Annotated in this window: 15 protein-coding genes; 8 read left to right on the top strand and 7 right to left on the bottom strand. The window is 37.0% G+C overall.

Going from position 1 to position 14,622, the window contains the following annotated elements; genetic code table 11:
- The first annotated feature begins 50 nt into the window (after positions 1-50).
- Positions 51-1,195, top strand: a protein-coding gene (locus I6L31_RS16535; RefSeq protein WP_085944219.1) for an IS3 family transposase whose coding sequence is annotated in 2 segments (ribosomal slippage) — positions 51-315 and positions 315-1,195 — 1,146 coding nt in all. Because the reading frame shifts where the segments join, the coding sequence is not laid out codon by codon here.
- 17 nt (positions 1,196-1,212) lie between these two features.
- Here the strand turns inward: I6L31_RS16535 and I6L31_RS16530 are convergent.
- Together I6L31_RS16530 and I6L31_RS16525 are read right to left on the bottom strand one after the other, a co-directional pair.
- Positions 1,213-1,872, bottom strand: coding sequence for a TnsA endonuclease N-terminal domain-containing protein (locus I6L31_RS16530; protein WP_005006201.1), 660 nt, complete (start codon positions 1,870-1,872; stop codon positions 1,213-1,215).
- 38 nt (positions 1,873-1,910) lie between these two features.
- Positions 1,911-2,306, bottom strand: a complete 396-nt coding sequence (locus tag I6L31_RS16525) for a hypothetical protein (RefSeq protein ID WP_005006202.1) — start codon at positions 2,304-2,306, stop codon at positions 1,911-1,913.
- A 355-nt stretch (positions 2,307-2,661) separates the two neighbouring features.
- Here I6L31_RS16525 and I6L31_RS16520 point away from each other — a divergent pair, with 355 nt between their 5' ends.
- From I6L31_RS16520 to I6L31_RS16510, 3 genes are all read left to right on the top strand, one after another.
- Positions 2,662-5,325 carry a type IA DNA topoisomerase gene (locus I6L31_RS16520; RefSeq protein ID WP_005006203.1) on the top strand — a complete coding sequence of 888 codons (2,664 nt, stop codon included), beginning with the start codon at positions 2,662-2,664 and terminating at the stop codon, positions 5,323-5,325.
- A 16-nt stretch (positions 5,326-5,341) separates the two neighbouring features.
- Entirely contained in the window at positions 5,342-6,340 is a 999-nt protein-coding gene (locus tag I6L31_RS16515) for a hypothetical protein (protein ID WP_005006204.1), read from the top strand.
- A 195-nt stretch (positions 6,341-6,535) separates the two neighbouring features.
- Positions 6,536-6,769, top strand: coding sequence for a hypothetical protein (locus I6L31_RS16510; RefSeq protein WP_005006205.1), 234 nt, complete (start codon positions 6,536-6,538; stop codon positions 6,767-6,769).
- A gap of 80 nt (positions 6,770-6,849) precedes the next feature.
- On the opposite strand, the gene I6L31_RS16505 is transcribed toward I6L31_RS16510, so the two are convergent.
- The 4 genes from I6L31_RS16505 to I6L31_RS16490 form a co-directional block, all read right to left on the bottom strand.
- Positions 6,850-8,658 carry a zinc ribbon domain-containing protein gene (locus I6L31_RS16505; RefSeq protein ID WP_005006206.1) on the bottom strand — a complete coding sequence of 603 codons (1,809 nt, stop codon included), beginning with the start codon at positions 8,656-8,658 and terminating at the stop codon, positions 6,850-6,852.
- Between the two features lie 201 nt (positions 8,659-8,859).
- Positions 8,860-9,189, bottom strand: a complete 330-nt coding sequence (locus I6L31_RS16500) for a hypothetical protein (RefSeq protein ID WP_005006208.1) — start codon at positions 9,187-9,189, stop codon at positions 8,860-8,862.
- Between the two features lie 242 nt (positions 9,190-9,431).
- On the bottom strand, positions 9,432-9,893 hold the full coding sequence (locus I6L31_RS16495) for an H-NS histone family protein (protein WP_005006210.1): 462 nt from the start codon (positions 9,891-9,893) through the stop codon (positions 9,432-9,434).
- Between the two features lie 111 nt (positions 9,894-10,004).
- Positions 10,005-10,523 (bottom strand): DUF2726 domain-containing protein, encoded by a 519-nt coding sequence (locus tag I6L31_RS16490; protein ID WP_005006211.1) that lies wholly within the window; start codon positions 10,521-10,523, stop codon positions 10,005-10,007.
- 218 nt (positions 10,524-10,741) lie between these two features.
- Here I6L31_RS16490 and I6L31_RS16485 point away from each other — a divergent pair, with 218 nt between their 5' ends.
- From I6L31_RS16485 to I6L31_RS16470, 4 genes are all read left to right on the top strand, one after another.
- Positions 10,742-11,431, top strand: a complete 690-nt coding sequence (locus tag I6L31_RS16485) for a hypothetical protein (protein ID WP_005006214.1) — start codon at positions 10,742-10,744, stop codon at positions 11,429-11,431.
- 198 nt (positions 11,432-11,629) lie between these two features.
- Positions 11,630-11,938: a hypothetical protein gene (locus I6L31_RS16480; protein WP_000753507.1), complete on the top strand. Its 309-nt coding sequence runs from the start codon at positions 11,630-11,632 to the stop codon at positions 11,936-11,938.
- A gap of 350 nt (positions 11,939-12,288) precedes the next feature.
- Positions 12,289-12,639, top strand: a complete 351-nt coding sequence (locus I6L31_RS16475; RefSeq protein WP_218646829.1) for a hypothetical protein — start codon at positions 12,289-12,291, stop codon at positions 12,637-12,639.
- Between the two features lie 2 nt (positions 12,640-12,641).
- Positions 12,642-13,478, top strand: a complete 837-nt coding sequence (locus I6L31_RS16470) for a nuclease-related domain-containing protein (protein ID WP_005006218.1) — start codon at positions 12,642-12,644, stop codon at positions 13,476-13,478.
- Positions 13,479-13,579: 101 nt separating this feature from the next.
- Here I6L31_RS16470 and I6L31_RS16465 read toward each other — a convergent pair whose 3' ends face one another.
- Entirely contained in the window at positions 13,580-14,617 is a 1,038-nt protein-coding gene (locus I6L31_RS16465; RefSeq protein WP_005006219.1) for a hypothetical protein, read from the bottom strand.
- Positions 14,618-14,622 lie beyond the last annotated feature (5 nt).

Below are 14,622 nucleotides of genomic sequence, written 5' to 3'. Positions count from 1 at the left end.
CACTTATAAGTGATATTTTGCTCCCCAAATGATGTTATAAACATCAATATATGGAGTATTTTATGGCACGTAGACCAAGAAGAAATCATTCAAATGATTTTAAAGCTAAGGTAGCACTTGCTGCGATTAAAGCAGAAAAAACACTTGCTGAATTGAGTGCTGAATTTGATGTTCATCAAAACCAAATTATCGACTGGAAAAATCAACTGATTTCAGCTTCCTCGCAAGCTTTCGATCAATCAAAAGCTCCAACAGAACCACCCATCGATCTAAAAAAACTACATGCAAAAATCGGTGAGCAGGCATTAGAAATTGATTTTTTAGAAGGTGTGTTGAAGAAACTGGGCCGCTTCAACCACAAAAGTTAATCGATGACTCACTTCAGATTTCAGTATCTAAGCAAGCTCAGCTGCTGAAAGTCTCCCGTGGTTGTTATTACTATCGCCCAAAACCTGTGAGTGCATCAGATCTGAAGCTGATGCGGTGTATGGATGAGTTACATATGCAATACCCTTTTGCAGGTAGCCGTATGATGCGTGATTTGTTGAATCGTCAAGGACATCATATAGGACGACGTCATACACGTACTTTAATGAAGAAAATGGGCATTAATGCGTTATATTGCAAACCAAATTTAAGCCAGGCTAATCAAGCTCACCGCAAATATCCATATCTGCTCAAAGGATTGGCTATTCAGCGCAGTAATCAAGTGTGGTCTACGGATATAACGTATATCCCTATGGCAAAAGGCTTTGTTTATTTATGTGCTGTGATTGATTGGCATAGCCGCAAGGTACTTGCGCATAGAGTATCGATTAGTATGGAGGTTACATTTTGCATAGAAACATTAAATGAAGCTATTGAAAAATATGGTCGACCTGAAATATTTAATACAGACCAAGGCAGTCAGTTTACCAGTGATGCATTTATTGATGTATTGAAATCAAATGACATCCAAATCAGCATGGATGGTAAAGGTCGATGGGTTGATAATGTGATGGTTGAACGATTATGGCGGAGCGTTAAATATGAAGAGGTGTATCTCAAAGCCTACAGCAATGTTTTGGATGCGAAGAAGCAATTAAACGCATATTTTGAATTTTATAATTTGAAACGACCTCATTCGAGTCTGGACAAAATGACTCCAGATGAGTTTTACTATGACCAGCTACCACAACAAAATAAGGTAGCTTAACTAGAGCAGAGTATCACTTATAAATAAGCTTTTAGTTGTTCAAACATGTGGGACCACCTCTGATATTGTGCCTGTTCCCATTGATCTTGTGAAATAGTTGCCAATAATTGTTTCGGGGTAGTGTATTTTAACTTTTGTAATTCATCATCTAAGGTCGTAATTAACTCAATCTCTGGAATTGGATAGCGGTATCCTAATAAAAAACGTGCGTTTTCATTAAAGTCATTACGAATTTCATTCTCTGTTAAAATTTTGAAAATCCAACCTTGCTCTTTAGCAAATTTTTTTGCTTGTTTTAATTTTGGTTTGAGCTCAGCCCAATTCTTTTTAAGATCTTCCCTATATTTTACTTCCACTAATTTTGGTTTTTCAGCTGCTCCTTTATATTCAATAAAAACATCTGGAGTATAAGTTCTTTTTTGACCACTATCATCTATCCATTCAAGCATAATTGGTTGAACTGTATATGATTTCACTTGTGCATTAAATTCTAGTGAGGTTAGTAGATCACGCTCCAATGAAGATTCATAACGTGCTTCATCTGAGGATTTTTTTGACGCAATAATGCCTGTAACACTTCTGTAATTTTTAGGAATAATCCTAACTGATTTTCTAATTTCCAAACCAGTCTCTCCAAACAATGTAAATCCTGATTCAGTCTCTAATAGTACTGGCATAAAATCTCCATTAATTTTGTAAAAATTGAGTTTTATACCTATTTGATACACTTTATTTTTGTTATTGTCACTTGTGGAAGGCTATTGCTTGCAACAAAGTTATCTAGAATATCCTGAGCCTTATATGCCTTATTGCATTCGTCATTTGAGGCGTACAATTCTTTTTGTACGCTATCGTCTAAATACTTTTCTCGGCCATCACTAACATCATCGCTGTAATAACCAGCTTTCTTAGCAGAATCTATATAAATGGAATAACAAATATTTAAAACATTACTACGCTCGTAATCATGTTTGTAATACCAGTCAATACTACGTTCCTTTGCATCGGTTTTCGTATCTTCAAGATATTGATCTAAGCGTTTTTCTTGTGGCGTAGACGAACACCCGATGATTAACAATGAGGTGCTTAAAACTATAAGTTTTTTAATCATGGTTTTAGCTTAAAACAAACGATACCTTTATAGTACAACATTAATTCGTTAAATAATATTTTTGGAATTTTAATTTGTGATGGTTAAACATTGCATTTTCAAACAATTAAGCCGTTTTTTCCCATAATTTTAGATAAATATTGTTGTCTTTTTGCGCGTAGAATATTGAAAACAGGAAGTAATTTAACCACTTGAAATGTTCATCCAACTAAAGATTAAGAAATAAGCCCTTAAAAGTGTTTGTTTATCAACCCTTAAACCTATTTAAACATTTTAAAATTGTATATACTAAAACCATTACTAGATTAACTTCAGTAATTATTACTAAAGAAAGTTAAAAATTGGATGAATTTTAATGAGTAGTTTGTTCATAGTAGAGTCACCCGGAAAGGTCGAAAAAATTCAACATATCTTGGATGACCTGTATCCGCACGAATTCGTTGTACGCGCTTCAGTTGGCCATGTATGTGATTTACCTAATCATGAGATCGGTTTTTCATATCCAGCCTTTGTTCCTAAATACGAAATATCTCAAAATAAAACACGCGTTGTTCAAGAATTAAGACAGGCTGCTAAAAATGCAGATACGGTTTTCCTCGCAACTGACTTGGACCGTGAAGGTGAAGCCATTGCATATCACTTAAAACGTATCCTGAACTTATCTGACGATCAGTATATTCGCGTCAAATATAACGCTATTGATAAAAGTACGATCGCTAATGCACTTCAAAATGGTGAAGAGCTGGATCAAGGTATGGTGGCATCTCAAGAAACACGCCGTTTCCTTGACCGTATGATTGGTTTTTACTTGTATGAGCCAATTTCAAATATTTTAAAAGGCAAATTTCCTGTTGGCCGTGTTCAATCTGCCGTACTCGTTGTGCTTGGTGATTTAGAAGATCTACTGAAAAACTTCAAATCACATGAACATTACAATCTTGAAGTAACTCTAAAACAAGGTTGGGCTGCGAAATGGGATTTTTCTAAGTGGCTTAATCCTGAAATGAAGGATGTGCACAATAACCAGTGGTTAGATAAAGCTTCAATTACCCGTCTACAAAACGTAATTGATAAAAAAGACTTAACCATTACCAGTGTTGAAACTAAGCCATCTTTCCGTAGTGCTCCAGCGCCGTTTATTACTGTTGATCTGCAAGCTGCAGCTGCAGCGCGTCTTGGTTTGGATCTAAAACAAACTATGGAAGCAGCGCAAAAGTTATATGAAGGTGGTTATATCACTTACCATCGTACTGATGCTGCTGTAATTTCGCCTGAGGGGATGCAAGCTCTAGAAGCTTTTGGTGAGAGAGAGGGCATTGCGATTATCGGCAATAAAGCCAAATCTCGCGATGGTGCTCAAGAAGCACATGAATGTATTCGTCCTAGTGACTTCTTTACCTTTGAAGCTGGTGAGGACCAAGTTCAAAAGGATCTATACCGTCTAATCTGGTTGCGTACTGTTGCATCGCAAATGGCTCCAGCTGAATACGAAGTTAAATCCGTTATAGGTGTCTATAAAGATGTCACTCTCAATGTAGATGGTGAAAGCATTACTAAAGATGCTGAATTCAAAGCTTCTAGCCGTATCTTAAAAGAAGATGGCTGGTTGGGCTTATTAAAGACCTACAGTATTGATGAAAATGCACTTGAATACGTGGACGGTGAAGAAGATTCAGAAAAAGAACCTGAACATACGCTACCTATAGATATTGAAGTCGGTCAAAACCACAATGTTATTGCTGGTAAAGTTATCGCGACCAAAACCAAACCACGTTCACGCTACACCGTACCATCATTGGTCAAATTACTTGAGAAAAAAGGAATTGGTCGTCCTAGTACTTACCAATCAATCTTTGAACGGTTAATCAAGCACGGCTATATCAAGCTTGTTAAAAAGAAAATTGAAGTTACACCGCATGGATTGAAGTTGATTCAAAACATTAGAGGTAAGTTTAGTTTTGCAGATCCGCTTTACACCAAAGAAATTGAAGAAACACTGGATCTAATCGCTACTGGTGATGCCGATTACAAACAAGAACTCCAAAAGTTCCATTTAGGGATTGAAAGTGAATTAGGACAGTTCTCAAAACATTGGCTTGATTCATTCCCTGTCTACAAATGTAAAAACTGTGATGACGGACGCATGTTGCCGAAAATCGGTACCAATCGCGACAAAACAACATCGGTCTACTGGTCATGTAATTCATGCAAAAGTTCAGCGCCAAACAGAAATGTTGATGGTAAAGATGAACCGGGTAAGCCAACTGTACGTGAGCCAACTGCTCATTTATGTTTATGTGGCAAATCACTGACTCAGGTTACAACTGATAAATCTGTATTTTTTGAGTGCTCTCAACGTGCGTTCGTAGATGGCACCTGTAAAGAAACATACCGTTCTACAAATGACGAAAGCGGTAACTTGGTTCCTGATTTTGACGAATATCGCCGTAACCATACATACAAATGTCAGCTTGAAGGGTGTGGCGGTTGGTTGCGTGAGTTAAAAGGTATTTCAACTTCTTCAGGTAAGCCGTATCACTTCTTTTCTTGTGAAAAATCCAATCCAAACCTGAAAGGCAAAAAATGTAAGTCGGGTCCATTAGAGGTGTTCCCTGATGGTAGTCCTAACTACGAGCCAAGATTCCAAGTGACCAAAACAGAGTATCCATGTATCTGTAAAAAGCCTCTTGTACATACCAAGTACCGCAAAGAACCTGGTGTTTACGAAGAGCGATACAGTTGTGAAGCTGCATCATGTAAACGTTATTTCGACATATTGCCAGATGGATCACCAGATACCCAACTTACAAAATCTCGCACTGGCAACGAAGCCAAGTGTTTTGAGTGTGGCCAGACCATGATTCAGTCTGCATTTAATTTACGTGGTGAACGTAAGTATAAATGGGATTGCTTTAGCTGTGGTGCAAGTGGATACGACAACAACGGTGAGCCAGTTCAACGTGGCAAAAAGAAAGCCAAGTCTAAATCGACCTCTACAAAAGCTAAATCAAGTAAATAATTGAATAGGTGAATAAATGAGTAATCACGAACCAGATGATATGGACAACATCGGGAAGGAAGCTGAAGAAGCGATCAAAATCCAACCCGATGATGAACATGTAAGTGAGCCTGAACAGCCAGCCAAGACAGCAAAGAAGGGCAAAAAAGTAAACATTGATGAAAACTTTGTTGCTAAGCATAAAAAGCTAATCTTGATTGGCGGTGTTGTTCTTTTCTTTTTGTTATTTGCTGTGGTTATTTTTGGCAATCAAAACATCGAAGTTGAACGTCCACAACAAAGCGATGTTGAACTTGAAGCTCGACTGCAGAGTGAAGTTGCAAGACGAGTAAAAGAAGAAAGTATGAAATTGGCTGCTCAGCGCAATGAAATTATCGACCGTATTAGTCGTAACTTTGACTGTAACGCACCACAAGTATTCTGTCATGCACAAGATACGTCAGAACCGTATTCAACTGTCGTTGCTAGTTTGCAGAACTTCCAATTTCAGCCAGATACGCCGTATGAAGTTTACATTGAAGTCTACCCCTTGAAAGTGGATGCCCAAAACCCACAATCAAGTCAGCGTAAAGGAAGTGTTTGTAGCCCGAACAACGTGCACCTTTTCTTATGCCAAAAAATCGTAATGAAAAATCCTGCGCTTATGGCCAATCAGATCCGCGAACTATATGCGCTACTAACGCCGTCTATGACTTATCGCTTGCAGATCAGCAGTCGTCCAATTACGCCAAGTGACATCGATCTGACATTGATTACTACCGAACTGGACAAAATGAATGCCGATTCTGCAACTGCTAGTGAACCTGAATTGGAGTGTGTACCGCCAGATCCTAAAAAAGATCCTGTTGCGTACAACTTATACGAAACAGGGGGCATGTCTTGTCAAGACATCATGAAGGACTTAGCTGCACGTAAGACAACTGCTCCAGCTGGTCAACCTGGTCAAGCTCAACAAAGTGGTGGTGAACAACCACAACATCCTGATGCATTTGGTACGCCAGTAGCAACACATTAAACATACTAATAAGAAACGGATTGATTTTGGTTAATCCGCTATTAATTGGCTTTTGGTTGAGAATACTAATTTAAGCATCTGTTTATCAAATAGATCTTAAAAAAATGAAACAATAAAATGCAGATTTATTCTGCATTTTTTAATTTTCACATTACAATAGTTTAAATTCGCAACTTTTAAGCAACCGGGTACGCTATGAACAACCCAATCAAAATTCAAGATCTGCAAGTGGCAGATTTGCCGTCCACGTTTAAGCTGAAGAAAAAACATAAAGAAGAAGTTTTTCTGAAGTTCAAAGAGTTGAATGAGGCACTATTCAAAGTAGGGTACATTCCAGTGACGTTCTCAGACTTTGTGCATGCACTTATAGAAACTGGCGTAAAGGGATTTTCTGTCGAAGAATATGTCAACGCTCAATTAAACTCTTAATTTTAGAACTCTAATTATTTTTTTGATGTCAAAAAAAAATGGACCACATTCGTAATCCATTCCTTTATTTTCTTTAACGATTAACTTTCTATTTTGGTACCACACTGAGGGCAAAACAGCATATTGTCCTGAAGTGGTTCACCACATTTCACACAAAACATATTCTTTTTCGGTTTGATGATCACGGGTACTTGATCTGATAGATCCTGACTGTGTGTTTCAGGGTTATTCATCAATCCAAGATGTGTACCATGTGTTCTTGGTGAGCTTTTATTGATTGCGCTATTCATCTGGTTCATAGATGACATGCGGTTAATATCTACTTCAGACGTTGGGGCAACCACAATGCTTTGGCTTTTGGCAAAGTCGGCTAAATGCTCTTTCAGTACAACAGCATCATCAGTACAAGCAGTCATGCTCAAGATCGCACGGTTTTGATATTTACCGAAGGTCGTTGTGCTAATTTCAGCGTACCAGACACGTAACGTCATGGTTTCAACATTGATGACTTCTTTTTGTGATTTCACGCTGTCGTCAAGGTAACGGCCAAAGTTCATTTGAGACAATTGATAGCTACCTTTAGCCTCAACCCATATTAGTTTTGATACAAAGTCAAAACGGCTCCATAGGTAATTACCGTGCTCAAAACAAAACTTCCCTAAGATCCACATCGATACACCAAAGAAACCATAAGTGAAGTCGCTAAAATCCAGATAGCTTCCGTTATATAGACCTTTGGCAAAAATAGTCATTAATACGACTGAAGCAATAAAACTTAACAATCCAAAACTATTGAGGATGGCTAACCAGCGATACTTTTCTTCTTTGAAGCATGAGCTCAATGTCATATCACGAAGGGTATTGATTGGCACTGGTTGAGTTTCTTCTAAGATCTCACCCTCAAAAGCACCGTTTTTACTGCGAGAGTTGATAACTGGCAACTGGCGTGAATAGATTCTGTTAGGAATAGCACTTTCCCAATTCTTTTGTAGATGGCGTTCAAGTTCATCAAACAATTGCATTGGTTGGCAATTCATACTCAAACTATCCTGAACGACTCCAGCACTGGCTTGTGGTGGCTGTTTTACCATTTGAGCAATCACGGCCAAGAAGAATATCGCAATCGCAATCAGCGCTGCAATTAACGTAAAAATTGCTTTATCCATGCTTGGCAACCAAATAGGTGCAACTGCATGTTGGGTAAGGATAGGAACCAATACAGGTCCAAGAATGGCGACTAAAACCAAACCAATGACTTTAGATAAACCAATTTCTTGTGCACCTGAGTTCGGATTAGCCATAGGACGCAATAAAACAATCAAAATAATGGCGTTGTAAACAATCCCAAGCCAAGCACCTGTATTGGGTGATGCACCCACATACGCGATTAGAGCACTCACTAAGGTAATCAGAAAAACAATCGCATTTTGAAATTGAGCTTCTGCAGCGTTACGGATGAATAATGGCGAAAAAATAAGATTAGGGAACAGTGAATATAGAATCCCGTTCACTGAGCCTTTTGGTTCTTCATAAATCAAAGCGCTTTGGCGTAGGATCTCTTTAATATCGGTTGCACCAGGATAAGCACCAGTTTCTTGAATGGATAACTCCTGTGCAAGTCCGGCTGGTTGATCACGACCAAAGTAGAACTTTAGGTTTGATAAGCCTGTGGTCAGCAGTAGAGCGCCATAACTGAACATTGCTAGACCAACTATAAGCGGTGGTAGTGCAACAAATACACCGTTACTGAATAGACCTTTTGCACTGAAAATTAAGCTTAGGCCAGCCAGCATAAAAACGATGGCACCGATCACTTTAAAAATGTTTTCTATTCGGTAGGGATTAGGGAATTCAAACCGCTTATCTTGCGAGTTATATTCATATGCCATTTTTAATACTCCTTAACGCATTTATCTAATTACGTTTTAACTGGTTAATTATAACTAAGTCGTGGGGTATAAAGTTTTTTTAGTTAAAATGAATCACTGTTTTAGTTAAGTTTTAATAAGGGAATTTAAAAAGTATTTTAAAGGCGCATTAAAAAAGGGGATAACGAATCCCCTTTAAAGATGTACCAAGCTTATGTGCTGTTATTTGTTTTGATCTGCTTGTTTTTGAGCATCTGCAGCTGCAGCGTTCAGCATAGAAGACATATCATTTTGCTCGTCCTCTTTTGGTGGATTTTGTTCTGCAGTTTTTTGATGTGCATCAAAATCGTGGCCCTCAACTTTTGAAGGTTTTTCATTATCGACATAAGCTTCACGCGCTGCTTGTAGGTCTGCAGATGGATCTACTTTGTCAATTTGTTCATCTGGTTGAATAGGTTTTGATTGAGATGTTGATTCTTCTTTTTTACTACAACCAACTAAAACCAAACCTACAGATAATAAGCCAGTTAATAATAGAGTTTTGAATGACATTTAATCGCCTCCAGCGAAACATAAGCAAAGGTATAGTCACATATACTTATAATGTATATACCAAAATTTAACTAAAACTAGTCCGTTGTATAACGTGACCTTTATAAAAACGGTTTAAGTATATACCAATTGCAAATTTTCTTGTTATCGGCTGAAAGCTAATAGAATAGGGTATCGCTTAACGACACTATATAATGGCAAAAAAAAACCACCTTTTACGGTGGTTTCACTAGTTTTAAAGATTAAATCTCTTTAAGGTCTAGATTTTGTTCGCAATAACTACGTACAGCTTCTTTATCTGAAGGATCAAAACCCTTTTCAATCATTTCTTCACGTAACCATTTAATTACTTGACCGCGACCAGCCCAACGTAAGCTGTTGTTTTCACGGTGAACCCATTCATGCGTAAGCTTACGTTTTTGACGTCTTACAGGCTCAACTTTTGTGGTATCAATGTGGTTGTTTTTTAGATATTCGCTAAGTGTATGGATGTCCACAACACCATCGGCAGTAATTTTTTCTGAAATGATTGCATTAATGGCACTAACAGCATCGTGAAAAGCTTTATTTTCTTTAACGACTAGTTGTTGTTGAAGTTCTTCAATATAATTCTGAAGTTCAACAGGTGACATTTGAGCAACATTTTCTGGTTTTGATACATTTAACATGTCATTAGTTCCAGTATTGCGAGTTAAGTTGTTCATGATTAAACCTTTAGAAATATATTTGAAAATTAATTCAAAATATCTCTTACGACAAAACCATTTTTACACATTTACATTATTAAAATCAATTAGAGTTAATCGTATTTATACCTAAATATACCTTGAAATGGTTTTTCTTATAACTTTTATGTCGGGAATTTCCTTAAACCTAATGACAGGAATGCCAGCACTCTTCAAAAGCTCGTCACGCCTTTTATCTTTATCCTGGGTATATTTGTGATAATGCCCATCAAGCTCAATAGATAATATAGGATTGTAGTCTTCATCAACAATCAAATAGTCCACGTAAAGCCTAGAAAACTGATTTCGGGTACTTATGTTTTGCGTGGTCATAAAAGCACTCATGCTTACTTGCACCAAAATGTTGCGTGATGGAATGACCTGTTCTAGTGCATCAAGCATTATAATCTCGTCTTTTGTAAGGACTTTTTTAGATACAAGCTCCTGATTCTTTTGAGGCTTACGATAGCCTTTTTTTGAATTCTTTTTGGCTTTAGTTTTAGGTTTGCGAAATACGCCACATAAAGCAAAAACAAACTTATACACTATATAAAACAATAATGAATAAATTATGGACTTTAACAAAAAGGAATTTAAAATCGTTTCCATAAACCTAATACACAACAAATTTTAAAGGGTGCTTAAACTTCTTAAACATATTAGATAGTTTTAACGGTGATTGATACGAATTAACTAAAAATGTTTAAGGACTATTAGTGATGCAATGTTAAAAATAGTATAATCTTGTAAAGACAGCTTAGAAGTAGTTTTAAAAGTAAAACTGGTTCTCACAAATAACACCGACTATTTCACTGGAAAAGTTTAAAATGGTATTTAATAAACGTACTTTAGCTTTACTGATTGGTACAATCTCGCTATCAGCACACCTCTATGCCAACAACACAACCGTTAAAGTCTCACAAACTCCAATTGTATCATCTTCACCAATTCCCTTAGTTAAAGCGAATGCAATTGAACAATACTATATCAATGTTAAACATCGCTTTAATGGTGCGGAATTTGAACAACCGCCTCGTAAAATTAAGAGCATTAAACTTAACTTGAATGTTATTAATAACGGGGAAGTGGTTTTAACGGCGCACGAAGCTGATAAATCCAAGCTGGAAGACTATTTACAGCAAAACCCTAAAAACTCGGAACTATTGGCCAGTTACGTTGCTCGTATGATCAATTACAACCACGGCTATACGGTTCCTGAAAACAAGGGTAAATACAGCAAGTATGCAAGTACGACTGTATATGAAGCTCTTCTTGATGAATTGAACTATAACTTCGCAACTACGCCAGTAGTATCAGTAGATAGCTATGCAAGCCAACAACAGCTTGAATCTGCTTATCTATACATCCTTTCTCGTTTAGATCCACAAGAAAAAGCGGTGTTTTGGCAATTTGTGAACACATACAAAGTAGGGGATAAGATTGAGATCCCTGAAGGTACTGTTATAGCAGATGTCTTGAACACTTATAAAATCCAATTGAATTTTAAAGCGCCTTAATCACTAAACAGGTAAGGAATATTTAGGAACAAACTATATTATTTTTTTAAAGTTATTTTTTACCTGTTCCTATATGTATTCGCCTTTTTATGTTTCCTCATGGTATTGGGTGTTTTATTCATTATTTTGGTGTGAGTTCTAATTAACTATGCGACATTCCAAACAACCATGCGATAAGGCTTGCTCAAGGGAATTTAGATGAAAAAAACAAATGTCCATATCTTCATTTGGAAATTTGTAATTGGATTATTCTTTTTTAGTTTTCTTATGACTTATGTTCACTCAAATGCTGAAATTACAAATTTATCAATGTTGTTTTATGGGTTTAAGGTAGGTCTGTGGTTTGCAACTATTGCTACCACTTTGATTTGTGTATTGCTCGGTTTAGCAAAGCTCTTAAACAATAAACCTGAGAAAAATGAGCTTATTTACTCATGGTTTTATACATCGACAAAATATACGCTAGTGTTTGTTTGCACATTAGCTGTTGCTATTTTTGTCGCATAGTTAAGTGTAATTTTTTGGTCTTATCGCAACATTGATTAGTAAATTTGTCGCACAGTTCTTTAGAATATTGAATGTATTTTATTGATATTTTATAAAACTGTCGCTTAGTAAATTGGAACTGACATTTGGGGGTCCATTACAGCATCAGCAATAGTTGGATCATGAAATTGCTCAAACCATAAATTTCGGAACTTGACTTTTAATCAACCAATATATTGCTCGAAAATTAGAAGCATTGGGTTGATGTGATTATTTCGAATTTGTTATTAGAAATTAATTGAAAGCAGTATTTTTTAAACTTTAGGTGGAATGAAAAGGTGATTTTTTCAAGTATATTCACTGGTCTTTTTATGACGGTGGGTTTCACAGCGCTAATTTATAACTACGTGTTGATGGGTGGTAATTCTGGTTTGTTCTTTTTGGTTTGGGGTGGTGGTTTCTCTCTAGCAGGATTGTATTTCCATTACCACGGAACAATTGGGAAAATTGGGTGGCAGAGACAGCGCTTTGTTCGTAACACGCAAACACTTGAATGGTATAAGACTGAATACCCTCAATGTGTTGTGACTACAAATATCGTGAAATGTTGTTTTTGCGAAAGTACATCAATTCGCAGATATGCCTTAAAAAACAATACTTACAAAATTCGCAACTCTTGTGCTAAATGCGGTGAAGTTTTGTTTTATACGGATGAGGATTAATAATGACTATTCATGCGTATTATGGTGATGTTAGCCACCTGAAAAATGAACAAAAAATGTTTGAAGACTTATTAACCCAATTGAAGCTTCATTGGGGTAATAGTGAAGATTGGATTTATTTGTTCTATAACACAATGTGGTCAGGTCAGGAAATTGATGTTATTGCTTTCACCAAGGAAGCAATCGTTGTTATTGACCTAAAAAACTATTCAGGCAATCTGGTTGGGTCGGAAAATGGGGAATGGCAGATTAATGGTGAGCTTGAGGTTCAGGGTGGCTCTCAGATTAATCCATTTGTTCAGATTCGGAAGAACAGATTTGCTGTTTTAGAGTGGTTCAAAAGTGCTGAATTGTTTACCGACCAAAACTTAGGTTTTATTAGTGGTTGCATCATCCTGAATGAGTTATCTAGTACGCAAATGGATTTGTCTCATTCGGTAAGAAAGTGGTTTTATGTTACCGATATTGCCAATTCAGTGGATACTTTGTCTAGACTCCATACCAAGGGGATTAGTCTTGCTAGTGATGATATTGTATACCTAGTAAACAAGTTAAAACTTAAAGAATATTCTTGGGATCAGGGTGTTGCTCCTAGAGTTCGCAATCTTATTCAGTCAGAAGATCGTGATACTCCAAGTGATAATAGTCGTAATCAAAGTTCCGCTCCGATCAAATACACATTACATGATCAAATGGAAAAGAAATTCAAAGGTGTTTTAGCACCGTACCTATTTTTCTATGGAACGGTCATCATCTGTTTAGCTATTGCTTTTCATATTGCTAATGGTATGAAAGGTGAAGGGGTTGGGTACTTATTTAGTTTGATCTTTGGTCGCTAAAAATATCAGTTATTCAGGTTGGGATTCCGTAATTATTAAGCCTTTTCCTTTTTGCATTAAAAAAGCCTACATTGTAGGCTTTTAGCTTTTTTAGATCTGTATTACTGAATTAAGTCGTCAACGGCTTCACCAAGGTAGGTTGGATCGTATTGCTTATACAAATAGTTTTCCAGAATTGGTAAATCTGGTGCTAAAACCATTCGCGTAATTTTAGGACGATCTTCTTCAAGGTTAAGCTTCACATGTACGGCGAAGAAATCAATGTTGTTCGTGATGAAGTCATATTCTTTACGACCAGCACTTTTGAGTTGATCAACCATACGCGAAAAGAAGCGGTTATTCGTAATAGAGCAATTCAAGAACTCTAACGCATCTTTTTCAGTAACATTAATTTCAATAATGTTATTGAGGAAGGCTAGCTCTGGTTTAATTAAGTTGCCGTTACGGTCTGCAGTTAGACATTTTGTAGAAAAGGTACCAATACCAGCCATACGACCATCATATTTCACAAAACCGTGCTCTTCAGATGCAACTAAGTTTGACGCATGAACGTATAGAGTAGGGTGGTGCTTTGTATTCCACTCTAAATCAATAACGTCAGTTTCATTTTCTGCATAGAGAGTTTGTAAAAGGGATCTATTGAGGTTGGTATAGAGGACTTGATCAAGCTCTAATACTTTGCGGCGATATAGCTCAGCGAAGGCAATACCGTACTGAGATAAGATATTACATGTTGTATTGAAGCTATTGCAGTAAATCGCACGGTTATCGTTACCGCCGTCTCGATCCTCACTGACCACAATTACATGGTTCCCTAAAACACCATTGATTTTATAAACCACAATTGAGCCTAATGCGAAGTTTTGGGTAAGTAGTTCTTCACCCTCAAATCGTACTGCCGTGCAGTTTTTAATATTTTCTGCGCTTAAAGGATAATTACCCGGTGTGATGGACCACAATGTTGAGACTGGTACAAATAGAGGCTCAATAGAACTACTTAAGTCAACTCGACCAATCGTGATGATGCTTGTGCCGTTAAAACTATCGCCCTTGTGTTCTGCAACGGCTGATGTTCCGATCGTACCTGGTATTTGTGCGTTCTCTGAAGCGCTATTATTTGGTACAACTGATTCTGTCATGAAAC

The sequence above is a fragment of the Acinetobacter septicus genome, from assembly GCF_019355975.1.
GTDB lineage: Bacteria > Pseudomonadota > Gammaproteobacteria > Pseudomonadales > Moraxellaceae > Acinetobacter > Acinetobacter ursingii.
This window is presented reverse-complemented; position numbering and strand designations above follow the sequence as displayed.

What these genes read in the sequence shown, in the direction of transcription:
- I6L31_RS16530 (WP_005006201.1), bottom strand. Translation starts at nt 1,872, where the DNA reads ATGCCAGTACTATTAGAGACTGAATCAGGATTTACATTGTTTGGAGAG.
- I6L31_RS16525 (WP_005006202.1), bottom strand. Translation starts at nt 2,306, where the DNA reads ATGATTAAAAAACTTATAGTTTTAAGCACCTCATTGTTAATCATCGGG.
- I6L31_RS16520 (WP_005006203.1), top strand. Translation starts at nt 2,662, where the DNA reads ATGAGTAGTTTGTTCATAGTAGAGTCACCCGGAAAGGTCGAAAAAATT.
- I6L31_RS16515 (WP_005006204.1), top strand. Translation starts at nt 5,342, where the DNA reads ATGAGTAATCACGAACCAGATGATATGGACAACATCGGGAAGGAAGCT.
- I6L31_RS16510 (WP_005006205.1), top strand. Translation starts at nt 6,536, where the DNA reads ATGAACAACCCAATCAAAATTCAAGATCTGCAAGTGGCAGATTTGCCG.
- I6L31_RS16505 (WP_005006206.1), bottom strand. Translation starts at nt 8,658, where the DNA reads ATGGCATATGAATATAACTCGCAAGATAAGCGGTTTGAATTCCCTAAT.
- I6L31_RS16500 (WP_005006208.1), bottom strand. Translation starts at nt 9,189, where the DNA reads ATGTCATTCAAAACTCTATTATTAACTGGCTTATTATCTGTAGGTTTG.
- I6L31_RS16495 (WP_005006210.1), bottom strand. Translation starts at nt 9,893, where the DNA reads ATGAACAACTTAACTCGCAATACTGGAACTAATGACATGTTAAATGTA.
- I6L31_RS16490 (WP_005006211.1), bottom strand. Translation starts at nt 10,523, where the DNA reads ATGGAAACGATTTTAAATTCCTTTTTGTTAAAGTCCATAATTTATTCA.
- I6L31_RS16485 (WP_005006214.1), top strand. Translation starts at nt 10,742, where the DNA reads ATGGTATTTAATAAACGTACTTTAGCTTTACTGATTGGTACAATCTCG.
- I6L31_RS16480 (WP_000753507.1), top strand. Translation starts at nt 11,630, where the DNA reads ATGAAAAAAACAAATGTCCATATCTTCATTTGGAAATTTGTAATTGGA.
- I6L31_RS16475 (WP_218646829.1), top strand. Translation starts at nt 12,289, where the DNA reads ATGACGGTGGGTTTCACAGCGCTAATTTATAACTACGTGTTGATGGGT.
- I6L31_RS16470 (WP_005006218.1), top strand. Translation starts at nt 12,642, where the DNA reads ATGACTATTCATGCGTATTATGGTGATGTTAGCCACCTGAAAAATGAA.
- I6L31_RS16465 (WP_005006219.1), bottom strand. Translation starts at nt 14,617, where the DNA reads ATGACAGAATCAGTTGTACCAAATAATAGCGCTTCAGAGAACGCACAA.